Origin of the sequence: Pseudooceanicola nitratireducens (genome assembly GCF_900109195.1) — a bacterium.
GTDB classification, from domain to species: domain Bacteria; phylum Pseudomonadota; class Alphaproteobacteria; order Rhodobacterales; family Rhodobacteraceae; genus Pseudooceanicola; species Pseudooceanicola nitratireducens.
Map to the genome: position 1 here is coordinate 270,042 of NZ_FNZG01000004.1, position 25,840 is coordinate 295,881.

Here is a 25,840-nt window from a genome sequence, read left to right on the forward strand (position 1 = left end):
CCGCAAAACCGGCCCCCGCGCCCTGCGCAAAAGAATCTGCCCGAAACTGCAAATCCTGTCAGTTTGCCCCTTGTCCGTGCCGCGAAATTCGATAAATAGGCCGGACCGTCGGGCTATAGCGCAGCCTGGTAGCGCGTCCGTCTGGGGGACGGAAGGTCGCAGGTTCGAGTCCTGCTAGCCCGACCACTTCAATCCGCACGGTACCAATTCCAACTCGCCTTTCCTTCGGGACAGGTCGGGTGGTTTTGCGTTTGTAGCCCCTGCCGAACGGCAAAACGGGGGCCAAGGCCCCCGCCTGGCGATCAGCTGTCACCCCGCCGGGATCGGTTCGCGCACCCAGGCCCAGGCGGCGTCTTCCTGGTCCAGCGGGAAGATCCGGATCTCGACCTGGGAAAACAGCCGCGACATGCCGACGAAGGGCCGGACCCAGGCCTGGTCGGTGACAATGGCATAGCGGTGCATGGCGCGGATCGCGTCCCATTTCATGCCCAGAAGCGCCCGGTCGAACAGGATCTCGGGGTCGAAGCCGGCAAAGCGTTTCATCCGCGCCAGGGCGTTGAATTTCCCGCCCTGATCAATGCGTTTGCGGAAGGGGAGGATGATGTCCTCCATGTCGTCATCGTCGATATAGCCGTCCAGTTCGAAGGCCAGCACATCGTCGGACCCGCCGGGGATCATCGTCAGACCCGGACGGCGGTCTTTCGGGTCGGGCAGATCGCGCGCCCAGGCCTCGGCCTCCTCCCGGTCTTCGGGGGCATAGGCGCGGACCTCCATCCGGGGAATGATGGGGTTGGTATAGCGCACCAGCCCCGCCAGAGTGCGGTTGCCGGTCACAAGGGCCGCGCGCGACATCTTGGACAGGTCATCCAGAAGCCCAAGCTCCTCGATCACGTCCTCAAGCATGGCCCCGGCCGAGATATCCGAAAATCCGGTCATGTCGACCAGCAGGCCAATGCGCCCGACCTCGTCGAGCGCGGGTTTGAAGACGGCATAGAAATCGCGGACCTGATCGCGGGTGATGTCCCCCGATACGGTCACGCGGAATAGCGGGCTGTCAGTTCTGTCGAGATTGATCATCTGGGCCTCCTGCTTTGGAAGGTTCGCGCCCTTCAGACATGGGAAATGCCCGCGCATCTTCAAGATGGCGGGCATTTCGGCCGGGCAGATCAGGGGGGGCGGAGGGGGCTGTTGCCCTGCCCCCGTCCTGGTCAGATCAGTTCGGCAAACATCATCGGGGCTCCGTCTTTGACGGGGTGGAACATGATGCGGGCGCGTTTGCCGATCTCAAGGTTTTCGCTGTCCTCGGGGCGGAACTGCACGTAGACGCGCGGGCCTTCGTCCAGCTCGAGATATGCCAGCGCAAAGGGCCCCCGGGGGGATTTGCGCATATGCGTCCAGGTGTAGATCGTGCCGGTGCCGGGGCTTTCGCGCCATTCGGTATCGGCCTGATGGCACAGCGGGCAGATCGTGCGCGGATACCAATGCGCCTGATCGCAGGCCGGACAGTGGCGGATCAGAAAGGTGCCCTTGGCGGCCGCATCCCAGAAGGGCTGCGATTCGGGGTTCAAGGGCGGGGGTGAGATCAGATCATAGCTCATGCGATACGCTCCAATACGGCCGAGGCGGCGCCATGGCGGACGGCCAGCGTGCCGCCGATGCCGGTGACAAAGGCCAGGTCGCAATTGGGGACCTGGACGGCGGGATGCGCCTCTCCCCGCAGCTGGCGGACGGCTTCCAGCACCTTGGTCATGCCGCCACGGTTGACGGGGTGGTTGTTGCACAGCCCCCCGCCGTCGGTGTTGAAGGGCAGCTTGCCCTGCCCCGAGATCAGATTGCCATCGGCCACGAAGGCCCCGCCCTTGCCCTTTTCGCAGAAGCCGCAGTCTTCCAGCTGCATCAGCACGGTGATGGTGAAACTGTCGTAGATCGAGGCGTACTTGATGTCCGAGGGCTTCACCCCCGCTTCTTCCATCGCCTTGGGGCCTGTGAAGGCCGCGCCGGAATAGGTCAGGTCGATGCGGCCACCGTCCTGGCCCTTGATCGCCTGCGCCGCGCCCTGCACGCGGATGTCTGCCTTGCCCAGGGATTTCGCGATCTCGGGCGTGGTGATGATGAAGGCGCCGCCGCCTTCGGAGACCACGCAGCAATCCATCCGGTGCAGCGGGTCGGCGATCATCGGGCTGTTCAGTACGTCATCCACCGTCACCACGTCGCGCAGCATCGCATGTTCGTTGTGCTGCGCATGGTGGCTGGCGGCGACCTTGATCCAGGCCAGCTGTTCCGAGGTGGTGCCGAATTCATGCATGTGCCGATGCGCAGCCAGGGCATAGATATTCGGCGGCGTGCCACCCAGGGGCATTTCCCATCCCGCTTCGGGCCCATAGGGGCGCGGCTGCGGCGGATCGTTGCGCGGACGGCCCGCAAGGGTGACCAGCGCAATCTTGCAGCGGCCCATGGCGATTGCGGCGGCAGCATCGTTCAGATGCGCGATATAGGACGATCCGCCGATGTCGGTGGCGTCGAAATAGGTCAGGTTCCGCAGGCCCATGTAATCGACCATGGACATGAACCAGCCCGCATCGCCGGCGCAGAAATAGCCATCCACGTCGTCAAAGGTCAGGCCCGCATCCTCCAGCGCGCCCTTTGCGCATTCGTAATGCAGCTGCGGGGTGGACTTGTCCGGGGCCTTTCGCAGGGGATGTTCATAGATGCCAACAATGCTGGCGACGCCTTTGATCGACACGCTGCCTCTCCTTTGTGAACACGGCTTTCGGGCGCATCCTACCGGACGGTTAGTAACTGTCCAGCCTCTTTGTCCGGAATGCGGAACAATGTTCCGCACGTGCCAATCCCTTTACCACCCCCCGCCCGTCTTTCCTTCGCCGCAATGCCGCAGTAACGTGCCCCGAAGACAACGGAGCACCCATGACCGGCATCATTCCCAGCCAGCATTTGCGCAGCATGATCGACCGCGGAGAGATCGCGGCCACCCCCGGAATCACGCCCGAACAGATCCAGCCGGCCAGCCTGGACCTGCGGCTTGGCACCGTGGCTTACCGCGTAAGGGCGTCGTTCCTGGCCGGTGACGGCCGCACGGTCGAAGACCGGCTGAAGGAATTCGAAATGCACCGCATCGACCTGACCGAAGGCGCGGTGCTGGAAAAGGGCTGCGTCTATGTCGTGCCGCTGATGGAACGGCTGAACCTGCCAGGTGCCGTTCAGGCGGTGGCCAATGCCAAAAGCTCGACCGGGCGGCTGGACCTGCTGACACGGGCGATTGCCGATGGCGGTACCGAATTCGACCGCATCCCCTCGGGCTACCAGGGGCCGCTGTATGCCGAGATCTGCCCGCGCAGTTTCTCGGTGCTGGTGCGTCCCGGCATGCGGCTGAACCAGATCCGGTTCCGTGCCGGTCGCGCGCGTCTTTCGGACAAGGAACTGCGCGAGTTGCACAATCGCACGCCGCTGGTGAACGGCCATCCGGTGATCGAAGACGGCATGGGCTTTTCCGTCGATCTGAAACCCGGCGACGGCGACATCGTCGGCTATCGCGCGAAGCCGCATACCGGGGTTATCGACCTTGACCTGATAAACCATTACGATCCCGCGGATTTTTGGGATGCCGTGCGCACGCGCAAGGAACGCATCATCCTGGATCCCGGGGCCTTCTATATCCTCGTCAGCCAAGAGGCCGTGACGATCCCGCCCGATCACGCCGCCGAAATGGCCCCCTATGTGGCCATGGTGGGCGAATTCCGCGTGCATTACGCCGGGTTCTTCGATCCCGGTTTCGGTCATGATGCCGCCGGCGGGGCCGGATCGCGCGGCGTGCTTGAAGTGCGCTGTCACGAGGCCCCCTTCGTGCTGGAACATGGCCAGGTCGTCGGGCGGCTGGTCTATGAACGCATGATGGCCGAGCCCGAGACGCTTTACGGGGCCGGCATCGCCTCGAACTACCAGGGTCAGGGTCTGAAGCTGGCCAAACACTTCAAGGCAGGCGGGGCCTGACATCAGGACCCCGCTCTAACAGGCTGAATTTACATGATTTCGAAACCTCTGGCCCTTCTGACGGCGGCGATTGCCGTGGTCGGGGCGAATTCCATGGTGCTGGCCCCGATCACCGGGGCCGTCAGCCAGGACATCGGCGGCGATCCCGCCGACATCGTGCAGGCCGCCGCCGCCTACGGGGTGACCACGGCGATTTCGGCGATCTTCCTGGCCCCGCGCGCGGACGTCATCGGCGCGGACAAGGCGCTATTCCAGTCGGTGATCGTGATCCTGGTGTCCATGGTAGCTTCGGTCTTTGCGCCGACGCTGCTGGCGCTGACGGCGGCGCAGGCGCTTGGCGGCATCGGCGCGGGCATGGCGATCCCGGCGATCTATGCGCTGGCCCCGCAGCTCGGCCCCAAGGGCGAAGAGAAACGGTCCATGGGGCTGGTGCTGTCGGGCTGGACGCTGGCGCTGGTCGGCGGCGTGGCGGGATCCGGTTTCCTGGCGGAATGGGCTGGGTGGCGATCAGTTTACGCTGTACTTGCCATTGCAATCATTGGTGTTTTCTTCGCCATGCGCCGGGTGGACCTGCGGGTCGACATGTCGCGCGCGCGGCCGACGTCGCCGCTGACCGCGCTTGGCGTGCCGGGCATCACGCGGGGGCTGTTCGCCGCCGGAGCCTTCATGCTCGCCTTCTACGGCACCTATGCCTTTATCGGCGCGCATGTGCATGACGCGCTTGGCATGGGCACGGATGGCGCGGGTTTTGTCACCCTGTTCTACGGCACGGGCTTCGGACTGGCGGCCTTGATCGACAAATACGTCGACCGGTTGCCGCAGCGCCAGGCCGGGCTTTTGTCTTTCACATGCCTGACAGTGATTTACCTGGCGTTCCTGGTCTTTGGCGGCAGCTTTGCTGCGCTGGCGGGGCTGGCGCTGATCTGGGGGATCGTGCAGCACCTGGGGCTGAACTTCGTGGTGTCGCGCCTTGCCGGGCTTGATGCGTCGCAACGCGGGGCGGTGCTGGGGCTGAATTCGGCGGTGACCTACCTTGCGGTCACTGGCGGCGCGCTGGCCTTCCGGCCACTGTACGAAATGGGCGGCTTTGCCCTGTGCAACGTGCTGTCGGCGATCTGCGTCGCCGCCGCCGCGATTGAAAGCCTGACGGCCAAGCGGGTCTGACCCCGATCCGGGCCCAATCCGGCCCGGACCCAGGGCCGGGACTTAATTCATGTCGTCGAACATGTCGTCCTGGCCTTCGTCGTCGCGCAGCTCGTCTTCGTCCTGGTCGTCCAGGTCGGATCCGAAGCCGGGCGGCGGCCGGTTCTCCAACAGCCCCGCTTCGCGCAACTCCTTCAGGCCCGGCAGGTCGCGCGCGGTTTCCAGGCCGAAGTGATCCAGGAAGGTAGCGGTGACCACGAAGGTCACCGGACGGCCCGGCGTCATGCGACGGCGACCGAAACGGATCCACTCCATCTCGATCAGCAGATCAATCGTTCCGCGAGAGACCGAAACACCCCGGATTTCCTCGATCTCGGCCCGGGTGACGGGCTGGTGATAGGCGACGATGGCCAGGGTCTCGATCGCGGCGCGCGACAGTTTGCGCGTCTCGACGGTTTCCTTCTGCATCAGGTGGCCCAGGTCGGCGGCGGTGCGAATGGCCCAGAGGTCACCGACCTGCACGACCTCGACCCCGCGCCCGGCATAGCGGTCGCGCAGCAGCCTGACGGCTGCGCCCGCGTCACAGCCATGCGGCATGCGGGAATTCATGTCGGCCAGGGTCACAGGCTCGGCCGAGGCAAAAAGAATCGCTTCGACCATGCGCTCCTGCTCGGGCATGGGGGGCGTTTCGAACAGGGATTCGGGGCTGTCGCTGCCCTGATCCCCCGTCTGATCTTCCGTCTGGTCCACCGACTGGTCCACCGTTTGATCGGCGGGTGTGGTGGAGTCTTCGCGGGTCTCGGCCTCGGGGTGGTCAGTCATCGCGGCCCCCTTTCTGGCGCAGCTGGATCGGCGCAAAGGTTTCGGTCTGGCGAATCTCGGCGTGGCCTTCCTTGACCAGTTCCAGCGCGGCGGCAAAGGTCGCGGCGGTGGCGGACCGGCGGCGCGTCGGATCGCTTTCCCAGCCCTGCGGCAGATAGGACATGATGTCGGTCCAGGTTCCGGCAAAGCCGATCATGCCGCGCATCCGATCCAGCGCCTGTTCCATCGTGAACACATTGTCCCGGTCCATCACAAAGGGGCGGAATTCGTCGCGGGTGCGGATGCGGGCATAGGCCTGCATCAGATCCAGCAGGTTGGCCGAATACTCGATCCGGCGCACCCGTTCCACCCCCTCGGGAATGCCGCGCGGGAAAAAGTCCCGGTTCAGCTGATCGCGCGCCATCAGCCGCGCCGCGACCTCTCGCATCGCCGACAGCCGTTCCAGCTGAAAGGCCAGGTGCGCGGCCAGATCCTCGCCCGAGGGGCCGTCTTCTTCGGGATCGGGGGGCAGCAGCAGGCGGCTTTTCAGAAAGGCCAGCCAGGCGGCCATGACCAGATAATCGGCGGCCAGTTCGATCCGCAGCTCTTTCGCCTTTTCCACGAAGAACAGGTATTGCTTGGACAGTTGCAGCACCGAGATCTTCAGCAGATCGACCTTCTGCGTCCGCGCCAGCGACAGCAACATGTCGAGAGGGCCTTCAAAGCCCTCGACATCGACGATCAGCGCCTCGGCGGCAAGCCGTTCGCTGACGCTGAGCTGATCGGTGAAAAGGTCGCCCTCAGACATTGCCCTGCCCGTGTAGAAGAGCGTTCAGCTTCTCCTCCACGGTGCGAATGTCAACCTCTGCGGCCTGGTTGCGCAGATCCAGCGCGCGGGTGGCGCGGTCCTGCGCGGCGGGGTTCATCCGGCCCGAGGCCTCGGCGACCTCGGCCCGTTCGGCCAGCGTGGCATTGCACAGCAGCACCACGTCGCAGCCCGCATTCAGCGATTGCCGGGCAATATCGCCATAACTGCCTGACAGCGCCTTCATCGAGATGTCGTCGGTCATCAACAGCCCGTCAAAGCCGATGTCGTTGCGGATCACCTGGATCATGCGTTCCGACAGGGTGGCGGGCTGGGGATCGAAGGCGTCATAGACCACGTGGGCGGTCATCGCCATCGGCAGGTCGTTCAGCACCTTGAAGGGCGCGAAATCGATGCTGTCCAGAACCTCGACCGGGGCGGTGACACGCGGCAGGTCGTGATGGCTGTCGGCGGTGGCAAGGCCATGGCCGGGGATATGTTTGACCACCGGCAGCACGCCGCCGGCCATCAGCCCCATGGCGACGGCGCGGCCCAGGCCCGCGGCCTCGGCCGGAGAGGTGCCATAGCAGCGGTTGGTCAGAAACTCATGGGTCTCGGGGCGCGGCACATCGACCATGGGCGCGCAGTTCACGTCGATCCCATAGCTGCGCAGTTCCAGCGCGGTGATCAGATACCGCAGGTACATGGCCTGGGTGGCATGCGGCCCGGCGGCGCGGGCGAAATCCAGCGGCGGGGTCCAGTCACGGGCCAGGGGCGGGCGCAGGCGCTGCACGCGGCCGCCCTCCTGGTCGATCAGGATAGGTGCGTCGCGGCCGACGGCATCGCGCATCTGGTCACACAGGCGCATCAGCTGATCGGCACTGTCGATGTTGCGTGCAAACAGGATGAACCCGAAGGGATCGGCGTCCTTGAACAGCGCGATTTCGTCCGGTGTCAGCGCCTGCCCCTCGGCATCGAGGATCGTGGCCCCGAAGGTCATTTTGCCACCACGGGGATGCAGTCGGTATTCTCGGCCACCAGCGCGGCGCAGAAATGGCGCGCGGCGGACATGTCGGCAAAGTTCATCACCCGCAGGCGATAGAAGGTCCGCCCCCCGGACGAAGCCTTTTGGATCACGCGGCTTTTGTCGGACATGTATTCATCGAAACGGGCGGCGAACTTGGTCCATTCGCTGCGGGCGGTGTCGATGCTGTCATAAGCGCCAAGCTGGGTCAGGGTGGTGCCCGGCGCGATGGTGTCGGGGTCGACATCCACCGCCGGCTGCAGCGGCGTGGGCGAGGCGATCGGCGCCTGGGGCGCGCGGGTGGCCAGCACCACGGGGCGCATGCGCGGCCGCAGGGTGACGTTTTCGCCATTGGGGTCGATGACCTTAATGGCAACGCGTGTTTCCTGCTGTTCCGCCTGCTGTTCGGCCTTCAACAGGGCCAGCGCGATATTGCTGTCCTCGGTCGGGGGGGCGACGGTTTCCCCGCTCAGCGGTTCGGACCCGTTCATCAGGCGCTTGGTCAGCGCGGCAATGGGATCGGCCTGTTCGGCGGCGGCCAGCTGGGCCTTTTCGGCGGCGCGGGCTTCGTTTTCCTGGCGGGCGATGATGGCCTGGCCGGGTTCGTCTTCATCGGTCAGACGCACGGGACGCGGGGCCAGGATCAGGCGGTCGGCGGGCTTTTCGGCCAGGCCTTCGGCGGCGACGGTGTTCACGGCCAGGCCGGTGTTTCCGCCCAGACGGCCGCCGGGATCTTCGGGGGCGACCCGCATCGGATCAGTGGCGGCGCGCACCACCGGAACCTCGGACACGTCACGCGACAGGGTCTTGTAGCCCCAGACGCCCACGCCGATCAGAAGGGCGATCGACACCAGCCCCCCTGAAAGGTTGACCAGTGTAGAGGTTGAAACATTCGAATAGCCCTGCTCGGACTCCGCCTGTATCTGTGCCATGTTGCCTCGCTCCCGCGCACGTTCTGTGCGTCGGCTTTCCCTAAGACTGCTCGGCCCTGTCGCGGAGGTGCGTTTATCGCATCTCTTCCACGGGGGTTACGCCTAGGATAGCAAGACCTGCGGAAATGACAACGGCTGTGGCACGGGCAAGCGCAAGTTTCGATTGCGAGGCCTCGGCGCTGTCCTGGACAAAGCGCAGTTCGGGCTTGTCGTTGCCGCGGTTCCACAGCGAATGGAAGTCGCTGGCCAGTTCATACAGGTAGAAGGCCACGCGGTGCGGTTCGTTGGTCCGGGCGGCGATCTCGACCAGGCGGGGCCATTCGGTCAGCTTCTTGGCAACCGCTTGTTCTGCTTCGTCGGTCATACCGGACAGATCGGCTGCGGCCAGCGTGGCGTCGTCATGGGCAAACCCGGCCTCGGTGGCCTTGCGCAGAACGGAAGACACGCGGGCATGGGCGTATTGCACGTAGAACACCGGGTTCTCGCGCGATTGTTCCAGCACCTTGTCAAAGTCGAAATCCAGCGGCGCATCGTTCTTGCGGGTCAGCATGACGAACCGGGTCACGTCGGGCCCGACCTCGTCCACCACGTCGCGCAGAGTGATGAAGGTGCCCGCCCGCTTGGACATCTTGAAGGGCTCGCCATCCTTGAACAGCTTCACCAGCTGGCACAGCTTGATGTCGACCGGCACGCGCCCGTCGGACAGCGCCGAGACCGCCGCCTTCATCCGTTTGACATAGCCGCCGTGGTCGGCCCCGAAGACGTCGATCAGCAGGTCATAGCCGCGGGTGATCTTGTCGTAATGATAGGCGATGTCGGGCGCGAAATAGGTCCAGCTGTCGTCCGATTTCATGATCGGACGGTCAACGTCGTCACCATGTTCGGTCGATTTGAACAGGGTCTGTTCGCGGGGTTCCCAATCCTCGGGGACCTTGCCCTTGGGCGGTTCCAGAACGCCCCGGTAGATCAGCCCCTTGTCGCGCAGGCTGTCGATCGCAGCCTCGATCTTGCCGGTGCCGTACAGCGACTTTTCCGAGAAGAACTTGTCCATCTGCACGCCCAGAAGGCCCAGATCGACGCGGATCAGTTCCATCATCGCCTCGGTCGCCATTTCGCGCACGTCGTCCAGCCAGACCTCTTCGGGCTGATCCACATAGGCGTCGCCGACCTTGGATTTCAGCGCCTCGCCCACTTCGATCAGGTAGTCGCCGGGATAGGTGCCGCCTTCGAATTCCACTTCGCGGCCATGCGCCTCGAGGTAGCGGAGGTAGACCGACCGCGCCAGCACATCGACCTGCGCGCCGCCATCGTTGATGTAGTATTCCCGCGTGACGTCATAGCCCGCGTAATCCAGAAGCGAGGCCAGCGCATCGCCAAAGACCGCGCCCCGGGTGTGACCCACGTGCAGCGGCCCCGTCGGGTTGGCCGAAACATATTCGACGTTGACCTTCAGCCCCTGCCCCATGTCGGACCGGCCATAGGCCTGACCGTCGGTCAGAACGGTCTGCACGACCCGGGCCCAGACAGCGGGATCAAGACGCAGGTTCAGAAAGCCGGGGCCTGCGACCTCGGCGCTGGTGATGCGCGGGTCTTCGGCCAGGCGGGCGGCCAGAGCGTCGGCGATATCGCGCGGCTTCATCTTGGCGGGTTTCGCCAGGACCATGGCGGCATTGGTGGCCATGTCGCCATGCCCGGCATCGCGCGGCGGTTCGACCGCAACGTTGGCAAAGTCCAGCCCCTCGGGCAGGTCTCCGGCCTGCTGCATGGCAGCCAGCGCGTCGAGAACGGTTGCGCGAATGTCGGCGAATAGGTTCATGGGCCCGGTCCTTTTCATCTGGCGCGGGTTTATCATGGGGGGCTGGCGCGTCAACGGGGTGTCGCGCGCCCTATGCTCCGCCGCCCCCTGCGCCGCAGCTCCGGCTCAGGCCCCCGAGGGCGCGTCGCTGTCAGGGGCGGCGCGTTCGGCGGCCCGGGCGTTCTGCTGCTTCTCGACCTCGTCCTGCGGCGGGGCGAGGTGGATGATGCGCATGTCCTCCTGCCCTTTCAGGTTTTCGCCGGTGTTGAGAAGCCGCATCGGCTGGCCCTTTCGCTGTGCCGCGATCATCAGGCTATCGGGGTATTCCGCCGCCCAGTCTTCCAGGGTGAACTTTTCCGTCAGGCGCGAGGTGCGGAACCGCCAGCCGTCGCGCATGTGGCGGTCCAGCATGTCATAGGTCATGTCGCGGAACACCGGCTTGCCGCCCAGGGTCGCGGGCAGCGCGTGGCGGGTCTGGGTGTCGCGTTCGCGGGCGATCTGATAGACATCCGCGCGGCCAAAGTGATGCGCCAGGTCGGTCGAAACCAGCGTGTTGTAGGCGTCGTTGTCCGTCGCCGTCAGCAGCGTGGAATAGCTGACCAGGTCCAGCCGGTGTTCCGCCGCCTCGGCCAGGATGTCACCGTAGTAAGTCTGCACCCCGTCGCGCCGCGCGCCGCGCAGCTTGCCATGGTTGGGGTCGGATACCAGAACGGGGATTTCGCTATCCTGCAGGTGTTTCGCCAGCCCGGTGGAAAACCGCGATCCCCCGACGATCAGAAGCCCCGGGGTGCCCGCACCGGTCAGCCCAAGCGCCCGTGCCATGGGCGACAGGCCAAAGCCATGCACCACCACGGTCACCGCCACCAGGGCAAAGGCCAGCGGTCCGACCAGCGCGCCGTCGGCCACGCCAAGCGACACCAGCCGTTCGCCGAACAGCCCCGCAACCGCCACCAGCACGACGCCGCGCGGCCCGGTGAAAGCCACCAGGACCCGTTCCCTCCAGGGCAGCCCGCTGTTGATCAGCGACACGAAAACCGTGATCGGTCGCGCCACCAGCATGATCGCCGCCACAAAGGCCGCCGCACGCCAGTTCAGCGCCGACAGCTCGGACAGGTCCAGCCCGGCGGCAAGGATGATGAAGACGCCCGAGACAAGCAGAACGGTTGCATGTTCCTTGAACCGGCGCAGTTCCTCGAACGAGGGCAGATGCGAATTGGCGATGACGATCCCCATGACGGTGACCGCCAGCAGCCCGCTTTCATGCAGCACCCAGTCACAGCCCGCAAAGACCGCAAGAAGCAGGGTGAACAGCACCGGCACCTTCATGTATTCCGGCACCCGCCCCTTGCGGAAGGCCCAGACCAGGCCAAAACCCCCCGCCGCACCGACGGCAATGGCCAGAAGGATGCCAAGGGCGGTTTCCCCGATGGCCACCGACATCTGCTGCGAGGCGCGCGCGACGGTCACCACCTCGAAGGCGAGAACCGCCGCCAGTGCGCCGATCGGATCGTTGACGATCGCCTCCCATTGCAGGACCTGTGCCGGTCGCCGCGACAGGCGGGCCGAGCGCAGGAGCGGCGCAATCACCGTGGGGCCCGTCACGATCATGATACCGCCAAATACGGCCGAGGTTTCCCAGCTAAGCCCCGCCACGTAATGCAGGGTCAGCGACGACAGCAGCCAGCCAAGCGGTGCGCCGACGACCACCAGCCGCCGCACCCCCTTGGCCGCGTCCTGTAGCGACTTGAGGTTCAGGGTCAGCCCGCCCTCGAACAGGATGATGGCCACGGCGACGGCAATCATCGGTTCGCGCAGCGCGCCGAATTCGCGCATCGGATCGAAGATGCCCGTCACAGGACCGGCCAGCACGCCCGCGACCAGCATCAGCACGATGGCCGGCATCTTCAGACGCCAGGCGATCAGCTGGGCCCCGACCCCAAGGACACCCACAAGGGCAAAGGCGGCGACGGGGGGCAATGTCTCGGCTGCGACGGCCATGGGACCTCCTGAATTCCTGACGTGACATCATGCGTGATACGGGGCGGAGGACGTCCGGCCTTTGCACGAAGGTAGAGCAATTGGCGCGATTAGGAAGGGGGCATGTGATTTGCACGACCAAGGGCCGGAGGGGCCTACAAAAAGGGCCCGGAGGATCCTCTGGGCCCTTGTTCTGTTGGCGATACGCACTGAGGACGGGTCAGGACACCCTGCCCCGTTCGGTACCAGATCAGCCGTTCCGCAACCGATCCTCATAGCGGATATGCCCCGGCCCCGAGGCGCGCAGCCCCGGTTCGGGATCCTGCCCCGTCAGCCGCGCATGTTCGACGATGGCGAAACGGTCGGTCATGCCCGAGATATAGTCACAGACGATCCGCGCCAGCGCGGTCTCATCCCCGGCGATGTCGTCCACATCCTTGCGCCACTGCTTGGGCAACAGATCGGGGGACTGCATGAACAGCGGGAACAGCTCTTGCACGATGCGGGTCACCTTGGCGCGGGTCTCGACCACCTCGGGGGCGCGGTACATGCGGTGGAACAGGAATTCGCGGATCACCTTGAGGTCGGTCCAGATATGGGGGCTGAACTGCACCATCATCCGGCCCGCGTGGCGCACATCGGCCACCGACGCGGGGTTGAGGTCGGCCAGATTGGCACGGGTCACGTCGATCACGTCCCCGACCAGCACGCCGAAGAAGCGGCGCAGCGCCTCGTGCCGGCGGCGATAGAGGTTCAGCCCGGGATACAAGCCATCGACCTCGGCAAAGCAGTCTTTCAGAATGGGCAGTTCGGAAAGCTCGTCGGTCGAGAACAGCTCGGCCCGCAGACCGTCGTGCAGGTCGTGGTTGTTGTAGGCGATGTCATCGGACAGGGCGGCCACCTGCGCCTCGGCGCTGGCGTGGGTGTGCAGTTCCAGATCGTGGATGGCGTTGTATTCCGCCAGGGCAATCGGGACCGTGCCCGTCACCGGACCATTGTGCTTGGCAATGCCTTCAAGGCAGTCCCAGGTCAGGTTCAGCCCGTCCCATTCCGCATAGGTGCGTTCCAGGTTGGTGACGATGCGGATCGCCTGGGCGTTGTGATCGAAGCCGCCATAGGGGGCCATCAGATCATGCAACGCGTCTTCGCCGGTGTGGCCAAAGGGCGGATGGCCCAAGTCATGCGCCAGGGCCACGGCCTCGGTCAGTTCGGGGTTCAGCTTCAGCGCGCCCGCGATGGTCCGCGCCACCTGCCCGACCTCGATCGAATGGGTCAGACGGGTGCGGAAGTAATCGCCTTCGTGTTCGATGAAGACCTGCGTCTTGTGCTTGAGCCGGCGAAAGGCGCTGGCGTGGATGATGCGGTCCCGGTCGCGCTGATAGCAGGATCGAAAGGCGCTTTCCTCTTCCGGAAAAAGCCTGCCACGCGTGCCTTCGGGCGTGGATGCATAGGGCGCAAGCATGGCGCCTCCTTCTATATATATCCCGTCGGGGATCCGGCCCCGACGTTGATCGCCGGTGATCCTTGTTCCCCGTTCCTGCACTGCATATATTGAAGGCTGATGACAGGCAAACCGTGTGGACCTGCCGAAAACCGGCAAAGTCACTGATTTGCCACGCCAAAGAGGTAGCGACATGCAGATCCCGCCCAAAGTCACCGACCGCGCCTTTGATCGCCTGGCCGAAATCGGCGCAGGTGCGCAGGGTCAGGCCCTGCGCGTGGCCGTCGAAGGGGGCGGCTGTTCGGGCTTTCAATACGACATCAAGCTGGACGATCCGGCCGATGGCGACCTGGTCCTTGAGGGCAAGGGCGAACGGGTCGTGGTCGACGATGTCTCGCTTCCCTTTCTGGCGGGCGCGGTCATCGATTTCTCGGATGAGCTGATCGGCGCAAGGTTCGTGATCGAGAACCCCAATGCCTCCAGCTCTTGCGGCTGCGGCACGTCGTTTTCGATGTAGTCACCTTCTGACAGCAGATGGAACGCAAGCGGGGCCTTTCGGCCCCGTTTCAATGTCTGTCGTCTGCTTTGGGTGGCGCTTGGATGTTCAGCTATTCCGCGGGCGGCATCACGGTTTTGCGCGGGCGCAGCGTCGGGGCCTGCTGCACGACGAACTGCGCATAGACCAGGTACAGCCCGGATCCGACGACGATCGCCGCGCCCAGGAAGACCGAGCTGTCGGGGATCTCGTTGAAGAAGGCCGCGCCGATCAGCACCATCCAGACGAATTGCAGGTTCATCAGCGGCGTCGCCGTATAGGCCGGCAACAGGCGCAGCGCGATCACAAGAAGCCAGCGCGCGCCGAAGAGAAGCGCGGCATAGGCCACCGCCAGCCCCAGATCCGTCAGCGGCATTGGCGTGAAGACAAAGGGCAGCGCCGCGCCCATCACCAGCATGTTCAACAGGTTGGGATAGAAGACCAGCGCCAGGGAATTCCGTTCATACCGGCCGACATAGCGCGCCATGACCATGGACAGCGTGCCGGACAGACAGGCCCCGAAGGCGATCAGATGGCCCCATGTCGCCGCATGCAGCCCTTCCGGGAACAGGCACAGCACGCCCAGGAAGCCGATGGCCAGCGCCACCCAGACCTTCAGCGCCACCCGTTCGCCCAGGATCGGTCCCGACATCATCCCCGCCATCAGCGGCATCAGCCCGATAAATATGAAGACCTCGGCGAAGGGCAGCAGGCGGAAGGCATAGAAAAAGGCCACGCCCGCGATCACCGTTGCAACCGACCGCACCGCCATGGCCCAGGGCCGCGTGGTGCGCAGCCCGCCCGGTGCCGGGGCGCTGCGATTGGCAAGGTAACAGAAGAAGGCCACCAGCCCGCCGGACACGGCATAAAGCTGCGGGGCGGCGTATCCGCCGGCCAGCAGCTTGGTGATCCCGTCCGCGGACGAGATCAGCGCCGTGTAAATCAGAACGAATCCCGCCCCGGTCAAAGTTGCAAGGGCGGCTTGGGGCTTCATGCTGTCAGTTCTCCCATCATGGGGGTGGCGCGCATGCCGGTGCGGGCGAAACCGGCGAAGAATTTGGCGAAATCCTCGGTCGCGGCTTCGGCGCGCAGCAGGATGTCGGCACTGTCGGCGCTGACGTTGTCGCAGACGTAGTCGCGCATCAGGTGCCAGTCGGACGACCGGCGCTGATCCAGGCCGTACATGATCTGGGACATCTCGCGCAGCGGTGCCGGACGATAGGGATCCGCGTGAAAGCTGACCGGACCCGGGCGCAGGCTGCCGGCAAACGGCTGGCCGCCGGACTGGGCCCCGCATTGGGCCAGGGCCCAGTTGCACACAAGGTATTCGTGATAGTCGTCTTGCCGCACTGCTTCGTTTCCTTCGGCGACGGCAAAGCGTGCCGTCACTTCCTTGACGGCTGTGACCCACTCTTCCGGGGGGGTCTCGCCGCAGTAGTTCATTGCCACCAAGACTTCGGCCAGAAGGTCCCAATTGCAATCCAGAAACGCGAGGGTGCCCGTAAATACAAGGCTTTGACGCGTATCCGCACAGATCGTCAAATCGCGCCGACCGTATTCGGATAGGTAAAACGCGATGTGAGTCAGTTCATACGCGGCTTTCTTGTTCGGCACAGCAAAAGTTGCGGGTCTTGACACAAACTTCCGCAACCTGTCGTTGATCATATTCGCATCCGCGTCACTGCTGACGCCAACCCGCGACAGCAGGCGAATGGCCTCACCGCGCTGCAGGTCCGACAGCTCGGCCTCGACCAGGCCCTGATCGGCGATCCAGCGCGCCAGTCGTTCGGATTTGCCGTGTCCCAGGCCCAGGGCCTCGAGATCCTGGCAGATTGACAGGATGAAGCGATAGTATTGCGGGAAGAACTCCAGCCGGGCCTCGATCGTGTCGTAGAAGCTGCGGTAGGTTTCCAGCGCGTCGCGCGGGACGTCCTGGCCGGTGCATTCCAGAATGTTCAGTATTTCCGCATTTTCCTTCAGCCAGAACACATCGTCCAGGTCACGGCGATGGTGGGCGAAGGCTTCCAGAAGGGCCGCGGTGCGCGCGGCCCTCTGATCGCTGCGGGAGGGGAAGGAAAGGCGGATGACATTGGACATGATATTCTCCTTTGATCACCGGGGCTTTACCCACCCCGTCCCGTAGTCGGTGGTCTGGCTCAGGAGCCGGAGGCGAAGGCCTGAACCGCGTCACCTGCGGCGGCTTCGGATTTCACCGGGGCGGAGCCGGAGGCGAAGGCTTCAACCGCGTCGCCAGTCGAGGCGTCGGAGGTGACCGGAGCGGAGCCGGAGGCGAACATTTCGGTCGCGTCGCCGGTCGAGGCGTCGGAGGTCACCGGAGCGGAGCCGGAAGCGAACATCTCGGTCGCGTCGCCGGTCGAAGCGTCGGAAGTCACCGGAGCGGAGCCGGAAGCGAACATTTCGACCGCATCGCCTGCGCCCATTTTCGAGGCAGCCGGAGCCGAACCCGAGGCGAACATCTGAACCGCGTCACCGGTGGAGGCGTCCGAGGTCAGCGGAGCGGAACCGGAGGCGAACATTTCGACCGCATCGCCGGTGGCAGCCGTCGACATGGTGGGTGCGGAACCGGAGGCAAACAGCTCGACCGCGTCGCCGGTCAGGGCCCGAACCGAGGCCGAAGGGGCAGAACCCGAAGCGAACATCTGGGTCGCGTCACCGGTCAGCGAATGGGACGAAACAGGGGCGGAACCAGAGGCAAACATCTCGGTCGCGTCGCCGGAGAACATGTCGTTTTCCTGAACCTTAACAGCGACTTGAGCGGATTTGATTTTACGAATTGCAGACATCTTTCGGGTCTCCCGTTGGTGGTTGATGCCCTTATCGTTTGCGACCTTGCGGCGTTTTGTGAATCGTTTTTTCAACCTATACGTGTGTTCGGTTTTGTGGCACGCGAGACGATTCGCAGTAACTGATTGAATTGCTTCGGACGCGGCCGTCGAAAATTTTTCAAACATCGGCCACAATTCCGCCCGATTTCCCCGAGTATCGTCAGCTTAGGGCGTCAGCGCCGTCAGAATCAGCTTCCTTCTGCGTGCGATTTTGCGACAGCTGCGGGGCCTCACTGGTGCGCACCAGCACCAGCAAGACGCGCTGATGCGTCACTTTCGCGTCCCTTGCCCCACCCTGATTCTTCCGCCACAACACGCTGAACCCGCCCGAACGCCGGGCCGACGGACCGGATTCTTCAGCAAGAGGCAGCCCAAATGCGCATCGCGACCTTCAACATCAACGGCATCAAGGCGCGTCACGCGGCGCTGACGGACTGGCTGGACGAGGCGAATCCGGACGTTGTGCTGCTGCAGGAGATCAAATCGGTCGACGAAAACTTCCCGCGCGAACTGTTCGAGGATCGCGGCTACAACGTCGAAACCCACGGGCAGAAAAGCTTTAACGGGGTGGCGATCCTGTCGAAGCTGCCGCTGGAAGACGTCACCCGCGGCCTGCAGGGCGACGACGACGACGAACAGGCCCGCTGGATCGAGGCGACGGTGGTCGGAAACCATACGGCCGTGCGGATATGCGGGCTGTATCTGCCGAACGGCAACCCCGCGCCCGGCCCCAAGTACGATTACAAGCTGGCCTGGATGGAACGTCTGCGGCACCGGGCCAAGGACCTGATGGATATGGAAGAACCGGCGCTGATGGCCGGCGATTACAACATCATCCCCCAGGCCGAGGACGCGGCGAAACCCGACAGCTGGCGCGAAGATGCGCTGTTCCGCCTGGACAGCCGCGATGCCTATCGCCGGGTGCTGAACCTTGGTTTCACCGAAGCCTTCCGCAGCCGCCACCCCGAGCCCGAGCAGTATTCCTTCTGGGATTACCAGGCCGGGGCCTGGCAGCGGAACAACGGCATCCGCATCGACCACATCCTGATGACGCCGCAATGCGCCGACCTGATGGTGGATGTGGGGATCGAGAAGGAATTGCGCGGTCGCGAAAAGCCTTCGGACCACGTGCCGGTCTGGGTCGAACTGGACGCCTGACCGGCCCCCTTCAGGGCGTCAACACTTAGCGAAGACCCTAAGCGTTGGTCACGTCGTGGTCATAGAGCCAGGCGAAGGACCGGATGGGTTTCTGCGGCGCAAGCGTACCCAGAACACGCATTCCGGTATGTGCCCCCAGGGCCAGTGGCCCCGACAGGTGATAGGCCCAGGCATTGCGCGTGGCAGCATCGACAATGCGGCGACAGCGGTCGTGCCGGCGCAGCTGATACCCCGCAAGTGCCAGATTTTGATCGGAATTTCCGGCCAGGCAGGCGGCCAGGACCCAGGCATCCTCCAGCGCCATACAGGCCCCCTGGGCCAGGAAGGGCAGCGTCGGATGCACCGCGTCACCCATCAGCGCCACCCCGGTTCCGTGCCAGCGTTCGGCCACGGGATGGCGGAACAGCCCCCAGATATGCGCGGTCTCGACCCGGGCCAGAAGGTGCTGCACCCGGTCGCCCATTTGCGCAAAGGCGGCGCGCAGATTGGCGGGGTCATCCTGGCGGGACCAGCTTTCTTCGGTCCAGGTGCTGCGTTCCTCGACCGCGACGATATTGCGAAGCGTTCCGCCGCGTAGCGGGTAGGTCACCAGGTGCCGCCCGGGGGCCATGTAAAGCTCGACCTCGGCCGTTGGCGAAGGGTCTTTCGGGACCGTCGCGCGCCAGGCGACCTGACCGGTAAAGAAGGGCTGGCCGCGATCCCCAAGGGTGCGGGCGGTGACGGAATGCAGGCCATCCGCCCCGATGACCAGGGGCGCGGTGATCTCTTTGCCGTCGGTTTCCACCACGGCCATCGGGTCCGATGGCGTGCCCGTCCGAACACCGGTGATCCGTTGGCCAAGGTCAATCGTCACGCCGGCAGCGCGGGCCCCCTGTTCCAGAACCTTGATCAGGTCGGCGCGGTGCACGAACAGGTAATCGTCGGGACGCTTCAGGCCGGACATGGGGAAACGCGCCAGCCGCGCGCCATGGCGGTTGCGCAGAACAAGCGCACGTCCGATCGGGGTGCCGGTGTCGCGCAGCGCCTGGTCCAGCCCAAGGGCGCGCATCACTGCGGTGCCATTGGGGCCCAGCTGAATACCTGCGCCGACCTCGGTGATGGCGGGGGCCTGTTCCAGAACGGTGACCTTGGCCCCGAGCAGGGCAAGGGCCCGCGCAGCGGCCAAGCCGCCGATCCCTGCCCCGACAATGACGATCCTGCCGTCGATCCTGTTCAGACCGTTTTGCATCTGGCGTCCCCGTCGGGTGGTTCTGGGTTCTGGATGGGTGTCGGGCCAAAGTCCGGGTCAGATACCGGACCCGCCCCATTCTTTCGATCCTCCGGCGGGGAAGCAATGGGAACCGCCGGAAAATGCAACGGCGCCAGGGCCCGGGCCCGGCGCCGTCAGATTGTGATCCAAGAGGGATCAGTCGTCGCGATGGACCTTTTCACGGCGCTCGTGACGCTCTTGCGCCTCAAGGCTCATGGTGGCGATCGGACGCGCGTCGAGACGTTTCAGAGAAATCGGTTCACCGGTCACTTCGCAATAGCCGTATTCGCCTTCGTCGATGCGGCGCAGGGCGCTGTCGATCTTGGCAACCAGCTTGCGCTGACGGTCCCGGGTGCGCAGTTCCAGCGCACGGTCGGTTTCCTCGGACGCGCGGTCGGCGACGTCGGGGATGTTGCGGGTGTTTTCCTGCAGACCTTCGACGGTATCGCGGCTGTCTTCGAGGATGTCTTCTTTCCAGGCCAGCAGCTTGCGTCGGAAATACTCTGCCTGCCGCTCGTTCATGAAGGGTTCGTCCTCGGCGGGACGATAGTCCTCTGGCAGAAAGGTTTCTGCTTTCATGTTATGCTCCCTTGTCTTCCCCTGTCCGTCTGTAGGCGTCAAAAAATGACCGGACGGACAACGGGTCCCTACGGGGGTGCATTACTCCTATTGAATAGGGTTGTCACTACACATTTCCTCCCTTCCCTTCACCTGCGCGCCCGGATTGCACAGGAATGCGGAAATGATTATCGTTCTGCGGAAACGTTACCAACGAGGCCGAAATTTCATGAAATTCCAAGGCACCAAGAGCTATGTCGCAACCGATGATCTGACCGTTGCGGTCAATGCTGCCGTCACGCTGGAGCGCCCCCTGCTGGTCAAGGGCGAACCGGGCACGGGCAAGACCGAACTGGCGCGGCAGGTGGCCGACAGCCTTGGTCTGAAGATGATCGAATGGAACATCAAGTCCACGACCAAGGCGCAGCAGGGCCTGTATGAATACGACGCCGTGTCCCGTCTGCGCGACAGCCAGCTGGGCGAGGAAAAGGTGCATGACGTCAAGAACTACATCCGCAAGGGCAAGCTGTGGCAGGCCTTCGAGGCGGATGAAAAGGTCGTGCTGCTGATCGACGAGGTCGACAAGGCCGACATCGAATTCCCGAACGACCTTCTGCAAGAACTCGACAAGATGGAGTTCCACGTCTACGAGACCGGCGAAACGATCACCGCCAAGGTGCGCCCGATCGTCATCATCACCTCGAACAATGAAAAGGAACTGCCCGACGCCTTCCTGCGCCGCTGTTTCTTCCATTACATCCGCTTCCCCGACATGGACACGATGCGCAAGATCGTCGAAGTGCATCATCCCGGCATCAAGGGTGAGCTTCTGACCATGGCGCTGACCCAGTTCTTCGAAGTGCGTGAAACCGGCGGGCTGAAGAAAAAGCCCTCGACCTCCGAGGTGCTGGACTGGCTCAAGCTGCTGCTGGCCGAGGATCTGGACCCCGCCGACCTGAAGCGTGACGGGGCCAATGCGCTGCCGAAACTGCATGGCGCGCTGCTGAAGAACGAACAGGATGTGCATCTGTTCGAACGGCTTGCCTTCATGGCGCGCGGCCAGCGCTAAGGGCCGCGATCGGACCTGAACAAGACCCAGCACACCAAGACCATGCGCGCCAATCCTTGGGCGCGCATGAACAAGATCTGCCGAACGGCGCGCCCAATCCGGGCGCTATCCATGGCCCTGCCCCCTCTTCTTCTGGCAAATCTTAACGGTTCCTTTCGGAATCCGCCAAAACCGGAGCCTTTGGGCAATCTTTCCTTTGCACCGCCCCTCGCCCCCTGCATAGTCGCATCAGGCCAGACAACGATCCGGCCCGGACCTCGGACAAACCGGGGCCACCAATAAAGGTCAGACGGGGGAAACAAATCCGCTGACCGCGAGATGGAGCAGTGTTTCATGGCAGGACCGGCTGAGACCGAGTCCCTGACCATACGGCCTTTGGACAGGGCCGACCGTGCCGAATGGGGCCGGTTGTGGCAGGGGTATTTGAAATTCTACAAGACAGAGCTTCCGCAGGCGCAGTATGACCTGACGTTCGAACGTATGCTGTCGGGCGAAACGGGGGAATTCCAGGGCTTCCTGGCGCTGCTGGGCGATCGCCCGGTCGGGCTGGTGCATTACCTGTTCCACCGCCACGGCTGGAAGGCGGAACCGGTCTGCTATCTTCAGGACCTATATGCCGACCCCGAGGTCCGCGGACGTGGCATCGGTGCGGCGCTGATCACGGCGGTCTATGCCGCGGCGGACGACGCCGGCGCGCCGACGGTCTACTGGATGACCCAGGAAGACAACACCCAGGCCCGCAAGCTGTATGACCAGATCGCCGGGGTCACGGATTTCATCAAGTATCAGAGGCCGTCGTGAAAGCGCGGCACCGGTTCAGCCTGACCCCGCTTCGCTTTGCCCCGCTTGCCTTCGCCCTGTCCGCCTGTATCGGCCCCATGACCTCGCCCGAGGGCGGTGTCTCGGGCCTTCCGGTCTCGGACGAAATGCCAAGCCGTGCCGCGCAGGTGTCCCTGCCGGTGCTGCCGCCGATGAAGGTCTTCGCCGGCTCTGCACCGCTTGCACCGACGCGCGCCAATGCCGAGATCGCGCAGGATTTCATGGACCTGTCGTTCCGGCTGGAATCCGGCCGCAGCCTGCCTGTGCTGACCCGCTTCGAAGGCCCGATCCGCATTGCCGTCACCGGTGCGCCCGCCCCGGGCATGACCGATGACCTGCGCCGCCTGGTCACTCGGCTGCGGACCGAGGCCGGGCTGGATCTGGATTTCGGCACCGGTGCGAACCAGATCACGGTCCAGGCGGTGTCCAGCAAGAAGATCCGCCAGTACCTGCCCGATGCCGCCTGTTTCGTGGTGCCCGGGATCACAAGCCTGGAGCAGTATCACGCCGCGCGCCGCCGGGGCGACACCGACTGGGCGCAGCTGCAGCAGCGTGACCGCATCGCGATCTTCGTGCCCAATGACGTCAGCCCGCAGGAAAGCCGCGACTGCCTGCACGAGGAACTGGCCCAGGCGCTTGGCCCCCTGAATGATCTGTACCGGCTGCCCGACAGCACCTTCAACGACGACAACATGAACACGGTCCTGACCGGGTTCGACATGCTGATCCTGCGGGCGACCTATGCGCCAGAACTGCGGTCAGGCATGACGCGCGACCAGGTGGCCCGCCGCCTGCCCGCCCTGCTGGCGCGGCTGAACCCCGAAGGTCAGCGCCGCGCGGCGCGGCCTCTGCCGCCCACGCCCGCCGCCTGGATCGAGGCCGTGCAGGCCGCGCTTGGACCCAAGGGCAATATCGCCGCCCGCACCGCCGCCGCGAACCGCGCCCTGGTGATCGCCCGCAGCGAAGGCTGGCAGGACCACCGCCTGGCGTTTTCGCATTTCACCGTGGCGCGCCTGGTGCAAAGCTTTGACCGCGACACCGCCTTTGCCCATCTGACCCGCGCCCTGCGGATCTATCGCGCCCGCCCCGAAACCGCGCCCCATGCAGCCCATGTGGCGGCCCAGCTGGCCGCCCATGCGATCCACGGCGGCGACGGCGACATGGCGCTGGCGCTTCTTGATGGGCAGGAGGGCGTCGCCCGCCGGTCCGAGAATGCGGCCCTTCTGGCCTCGGTCCAGATGCTGCGCGCCGAGGCGCTCGAGCTGACGGGACGTCCCCAGGATGCGGGCAGCGTGCGTCTGGACAGTCTGGGTTGGGCACGCTACGGGTTTGGCCCGGATTGGGCCGTGCGGGCAAAGCTGAACGAGATCTCGGCCCTGCGACCCGCCAGCGTAAGGGGCTGAGCCCCTGGAAAGGCCGACCATGATCATTCTCATCGCACTCATCGCCGGCGCGGTCTTTGGCGCACTGCGGGCCCGCCGCCGCAAGGGGCGCACTGCGGACATCGTGCAATATGCCATCGTGCATGCACTGATGTTCGGCCTGATCGCGCTGTTCGTGACGCTGATCCTGGATCGCACCGTCTTCTGATCGCGCCCTCACTGCCTGACACCCGCATGGCCCTTCGGGGCCCTGCACCGCGCTTGACGCACGGGTCTTATCACACGGCTCTTATCTCACTGCGCCCTATGGCATCCCCCGGATCGGGCTGCTAGGCTCCGCTGCAAACGTTTCCAAGAACGGATGCCGCGATGTTCATCCCCTTTTTCCAAAACCTGCGCGACCATGCCGTGCCGGTCTCCCTGCGCGAATACCTCAGCTTCCTGGAAGCCCTGCGCGCCGATCTGATCACCTATGATCCCGAAGGTTTCTACTACCTCGCCCGCTCGGCCATGGTGAAGGACGAACGCAACCTCGACAAATTCGACGTGGCCTTCGCCAAGACCTTCGAAGGGCTTGACCAGATCACCCTGGACCAGGTGATGGAAAAGGTCGACCTGCCCGCGGACTGGCTGCACTCCATGGCGGAAAAGCACCTGAGCGAAGAAGAAAAAGCCGAGATCGAGGCGCTCGGCGGTTTCGAGAAACTGATGGAGACGCTGAAAAAGCGGCTCGAGGAACAGAAGAAACGCCACCAGGGCGGCAACAAGTGGATCGGCACCGGCGGCACCTCTCCCTTCGGGGCGGATGGCTACAACCCCGAAGGCGTGCGCATCGGCCAGGAGAAATCCCGCCACCAGCGCGCCGTGAAGGTCTGGGACAAGCGCGAGTTCAAGAACTTCGACGACAAGGTGGAACTGGGCACCCGCAACATCAAGGTAGCCTTGAAACGTCTGCGCAAATGGGCCCGCGACGGGGCGCATGAAGAACTCGACCTGAATGGCACGATCCGCGCCACGGCCGAACACGGCTATCTCGACGTGAAGACCCGGCCGGAACGGCGCAACGCGGTCAAGGTGCTGCTGTTCCTCGATGTCGGCGGCTCCATGGACCCGCATATCAAGGTGGTCGAGGAACTCTTCTCCGCCGCCAAGTCCGAATTCAAGCACCTGGAACATTTCTACTTCCACAACTGCCTGTACGAAGGCGTCTGGCGCGACAACAAACGGCGCTGGACCGAACAGACCCCGACCTGGGAAATACTCAGAACTTATGGTCCGGATTACAAATGCATCTTCGTGGGCGACGCCTCGATGTCGCCCTATGAAATCGCCTATCCCGGCGGGGCCAATGAACATTGGAACGAAGAGGCCGGCCAGGTCTGGCTGGAACGCTGCCGCAACCAGTGGTCGTCCAGCCTCTGGATCAACCCGGTGCCGGAAAAATACTGGTCCTACACCCAGTCCATCAAGATGATCAAAGAGATCTTCGAGGAAAACATGGTCCCCATGACCCTCGCCGGCCTGGAAAAGGGCATGAAGGACCTCACCCGCTGATCCTCCGCCAGCCGCCCGCGCCGCGCCCCCTTGCATCCTCTTGCCAAAAATATCCCGGGGTGAATTGGGCCCGCCTGCGGGCCCAAGAGGGGCAGCGCCCCTCCCCCCTCCGACGCCTCCACACAGTGCCCCCGACAGACCGATGCGCGCCGCCCGCCCAAACGCAGCTCTTGAAACCGCTCCGCCCCGCACTCCCTTCTTGGTCAAGACCACGGGTCCACACCCACACAGGCCCATGGGTCACCAGACCATAAAGGAGATCGAGATGATCAAGAAACACGGCTCTGCCATCTGGACCGGCACCATCCGCGAAGGTTCGGGCAAGGTGAACACACAGTCCGGCGTGCTCAGCAACGTGCGCTACGGCTTCAACAAGCGCTTCGGCGACGAACCCGGCACCAACCCGGAAGAACTGGCCGGTGCCGCCCATGCCTCGTGCTTTGCCATGGCGCTGTCGCTGCAGCTGGAGAACGCCGGGATGGAGGCCGAGGAGCTTGACGCAACCTCGACCGTCTATCTCGACAAGGAAGCGGACGGCTTTGCCATCAAGAAGGTGCACCTGGACCTCAAGGCCAGGATCCCCGGTGCCGACGAGGAAAAGTTCCAGGAAGCCGCCGCCGCCGCCAAGGCCGGCTGCCCGATCTCCAAGCTTTTCGCCGGAGCCGAGATCACGCTGGACGCCAAACTGGTCTGATCCCGCTGATCCGACGCTGATCCAGTCCGGGCGATCTGATCGCCCCGATC

Annotated in this window: 25 protein-coding genes and 1 tRNA gene; 11 read left to right on the forward strand and 15 right to left on the reverse strand. The window is 64.3% G+C overall.

The genetic code is table 11. The features are described from left to right. Positions 1 to 109 precede the first annotated feature (109 nt). Positions 110 to 186, forward strand: a tRNA-Pro gene (locus BMX99_RS15965). 123 nt (positions 187 to 309) lie between these two features. On the opposite strand, the gene BMX99_RS15970 is transcribed toward BMX99_RS15965, so the two are convergent. The 3 genes from BMX99_RS15970 to BMX99_RS15980 all read right to left on the reverse strand — a co-directional run bounded on the left by BMX99_RS15970 (position 310) and on the right by BMX99_RS15980 (position 2,743). After that, positions 310 to 1,077, reverse strand: a complete 768-nt coding sequence (locus BMX99_RS15970) for a SpoIIAA family protein (RefSeq protein ID WP_170848768.1) — start codon at positions 1,075 to 1,077, stop codon at positions 310 to 312. 131 nt (positions 1,078 to 1,208) lie between these two features. Continuing rightward, on the reverse strand, positions 1,209 to 1,598 hold the full coding sequence (locus tag BMX99_RS15975) for a Zn-ribbon domain-containing OB-fold protein (protein ID WP_093454111.1): 390 nt from the start codon (positions 1,596 to 1,598) through the stop codon (positions 1,209 to 1,211). Continuing rightward, positions 1,595 to 2,743: a thiolase domain-containing protein gene (locus tag BMX99_RS15980; RefSeq protein WP_093454113.1), complete on the reverse strand. Its 1,149-nt coding sequence runs from the start codon at positions 2,741 to 2,743 to the stop codon at positions 1,595 to 1,597. The genes BMX99_RS15975 and BMX99_RS15980 overlap by 4 nt, the downstream gene beginning before the upstream one ends. A gap of 182 nt (positions 2,744 to 2,925) precedes the next feature. Here BMX99_RS15980 and BMX99_RS15985 point away from each other — a divergent pair, with 182 nt between their 5' ends. After that, positions 2,926 to 4,008: a 2'-deoxycytidine 5'-triphosphate deaminase gene (locus tag BMX99_RS15985; RefSeq protein WP_093454116.1), complete on the forward strand. Its 1,083-nt coding sequence runs from the start codon at positions 2,926 to 2,928 to the stop codon at positions 4,006 to 4,008. 33 nt (positions 4,009 to 4,041) lie between these two features. After that, on the forward strand, positions 4,042 to 5,172 hold the full coding sequence (locus BMX99_RS15990; protein ID WP_093454119.1) for an MFS transporter: 1,131 nt from the start codon (positions 4,042 to 4,044) through the stop codon (positions 5,170 to 5,172). Between the two features lie 42 nt (positions 5,173 to 5,214). On the opposite strand, the gene scpB is transcribed toward BMX99_RS15990, so the two are convergent. The 7 genes from scpB to BMX99_RS16025 all read right to left on the reverse strand — a co-directional run bounded on the left by scpB (position 5,215) and on the right by BMX99_RS16025 (position 13,947). Then, on the reverse strand, positions 5,215 to 5,829 hold the full coding sequence (scpB, locus tag BMX99_RS15995) for an SMC-Scp complex subunit ScpB (protein ID WP_244525640.1): 615 nt from the start codon (positions 5,827 to 5,829) through the stop codon (positions 5,215 to 5,217). 136 nt (positions 5,830 to 5,965) lie between these two features. Continuing rightward, the gene (locus tag BMX99_RS16000; RefSeq protein WP_093454125.1) at positions 5,966 to 6,760 is read right to left on the reverse strand and encodes a segregation and condensation protein A; all 795 of its coding nucleotides are present in this window, start codon (positions 6,758 to 6,760) and stop codon (positions 5,966 to 5,968) included. Further along, complete coding sequence (gene nagZ, locus BMX99_RS16005; protein ID WP_093454128.1) at positions 6,753 to 7,757, reverse strand: beta-N-acetylhexosaminidase; 1,005 nt, start codon at positions 7,755 to 7,757, stop codon at positions 6,753 to 6,755. The genes BMX99_RS16000 and nagZ overlap by 8 nt, the downstream gene beginning before the upstream one ends. Further along, a complete protein-coding gene (locus tag BMX99_RS16010; protein WP_093454131.1) occupies positions 7,754 to 8,713 on the reverse strand; it encodes an SPOR domain-containing protein in 960 nt (319 codons plus the stop codon). Before BMX99_RS16010 ends, nagZ begins: the two co-directional genes overlap by 4 nt. Positions 8,714 to 8,786: 73 nt before the next feature. After that, entirely contained in the window at positions 8,787 to 10,529 is a 1,743-nt protein-coding gene (gene argS / locus BMX99_RS16015) for an arginine--tRNA ligase (RefSeq protein ID WP_093454134.1), read from the reverse strand. A 105-nt stretch (positions 10,530 to 10,634) separates the two neighbouring features. Next, positions 10,635 to 12,506 carry a cation:proton antiporter gene (locus BMX99_RS16020; RefSeq protein ID WP_093454137.1) on the reverse strand — a complete coding sequence of 624 codons (1,872 nt, stop codon included), beginning with the start codon at positions 12,504 to 12,506 and terminating at the stop codon, positions 10,635 to 10,637. A gap of 229 nt (positions 12,507 to 12,735) precedes the next feature. Beyond that, entirely contained in the window at positions 12,736 to 13,947 is a 1,212-nt protein-coding gene (locus BMX99_RS16025; protein ID WP_093454140.1) for a deoxyguanosinetriphosphate triphosphohydrolase, read from the reverse strand. 172 nt (positions 13,948 to 14,119) lie between these two features. On the opposite strand from BMX99_RS16025, the gene BMX99_RS16030 reads away from it, so the two are divergent. Then, positions 14,120 to 14,443 carry a HesB/IscA family protein gene (locus BMX99_RS16030; protein WP_093454143.1) on the forward strand — a complete coding sequence of 108 codons (324 nt, stop codon included), beginning with the start codon at positions 14,120 to 14,122 and terminating at the stop codon, positions 14,441 to 14,443. A gap of 91 nt (positions 14,444 to 14,534) precedes the next feature. Here BMX99_RS16030 and BMX99_RS16035 read toward each other — a convergent pair whose 3' ends face one another. The 3 genes from BMX99_RS16035 to BMX99_RS19760 are packed head-to-tail and all read right to left on the reverse strand — an operon-like array spanning position 14,535 to position 17,433. Further along, positions 14,535 to 15,455 carry a DMT family transporter gene (locus BMX99_RS16035; RefSeq protein ID WP_093454147.1) on the reverse strand — a complete coding sequence of 307 codons (921 nt, stop codon included), beginning with the start codon at positions 15,453 to 15,455 and terminating at the stop codon, positions 14,535 to 14,537. After that, positions 15,452 to 16,558, reverse strand: a complete 1,107-nt coding sequence (locus tag BMX99_RS16040) for a DUF6902 family protein (RefSeq protein WP_093454150.1) — start codon at positions 16,556 to 16,558, stop codon at positions 15,452 to 15,454. Before BMX99_RS16040 ends, BMX99_RS16035 begins: the two co-directional genes overlap by 4 nt. A 59-nt stretch (positions 16,559 to 16,617) precedes the next feature. Then, a complete protein-coding gene (locus tag BMX99_RS19760; protein WP_175480276.1) occupies positions 16,618 to 17,433 on the reverse strand; it encodes a DUF6749 family protein in 816 nt (271 codons plus the stop codon). A gap of 249 nt (positions 17,434 to 17,682) precedes the next feature. On the opposite strand from BMX99_RS19760, the gene xth reads away from it, so the two are divergent. Next, on the forward strand, positions 17,683 to 18,465 hold the full coding sequence (xth, locus tag BMX99_RS16050; RefSeq protein WP_093454153.1) for an exodeoxyribonuclease III: 783 nt from the start codon (positions 17,683 to 17,685) through the stop codon (positions 18,463 to 18,465). A 37-nt stretch (positions 18,466 to 18,502) separates the two neighbouring features. Here xth and BMX99_RS16055 read toward each other — a convergent pair whose 3' ends face one another. Both BMX99_RS16055 and dksA read right to left on the reverse strand, forming a co-directional pair. After that, complete coding sequence (locus BMX99_RS16055) at positions 18,503 to 19,693, reverse strand: FAD-dependent monooxygenase (protein ID WP_093454156.1); 1,191 nt, start codon at positions 19,691 to 19,693, stop codon at positions 18,503 to 18,505. Positions 19,694 to 19,870: 177 nt separating this feature from the next. Further along, entirely contained in the window at positions 19,871 to 20,293 is a 423-nt protein-coding gene (gene dksA / locus BMX99_RS16060) for an RNA polymerase-binding protein DksA (protein ID WP_093454160.1), read from the reverse strand. Positions 20,294 to 20,501: 208 nt separating this feature from the next. On the opposite strand from dksA, the gene BMX99_RS16065 reads away from it, so the two are divergent. The 6 genes from BMX99_RS16065 (at position 20,502) to BMX99_RS16085 (ending at position 25,790) form a co-directional block, all read left to right on the forward strand. Further along, positions 20,502 to 21,341 (forward strand): AAA family ATPase, encoded by an 840-nt coding sequence (locus BMX99_RS16065; protein WP_093454399.1) that lies wholly within the window; start codon positions 20,502 to 20,504, stop codon positions 21,339 to 21,341. Between the two features lie 333 nt (positions 21,342 to 21,674). Beyond that, on the forward strand, positions 21,675 to 22,142 hold the full coding sequence (locus BMX99_RS16070; RefSeq protein WP_093454401.1) for a GNAT family N-acetyltransferase: 468 nt from the start codon (positions 21,675 to 21,677) through the stop codon (positions 22,140 to 22,142). Positions 22,143 to 22,219: 77 nt separating this feature from the next. Next, a complete protein-coding gene (locus BMX99_RS16075; RefSeq protein ID WP_093454403.1) occupies positions 22,220 to 23,563 on the forward strand; it encodes a DUF2927 domain-containing protein in 1,344 nt (447 codons plus the stop codon). Between the two features lie 19 nt (positions 23,564 to 23,582). Then, positions 23,583 to 23,750: a hypothetical protein gene (locus BMX99_RS19765; protein WP_170848769.1), complete on the forward strand. Its 168-nt coding sequence runs from the start codon at positions 23,583 to 23,585 to the stop codon at positions 23,748 to 23,750. A 161-nt stretch (positions 23,751 to 23,911) separates the two neighbouring features. Then, positions 23,912 to 25,096 (forward strand): vWA domain-containing protein, encoded by a 1,185-nt coding sequence (locus BMX99_RS16080; protein ID WP_093454163.1) that lies wholly within the window; start codon positions 23,912 to 23,914, stop codon positions 25,094 to 25,096. Between the two features lie 265 nt (positions 25,097 to 25,361). Beyond that, complete coding sequence (locus tag BMX99_RS16085) at positions 25,362 to 25,790, forward strand: OsmC family protein (protein WP_093454166.1); 429 nt, start codon at positions 25,362 to 25,364, stop codon at positions 25,788 to 25,790. Positions 25,791 to 25,840: the final 50 nt, after the last annotated feature.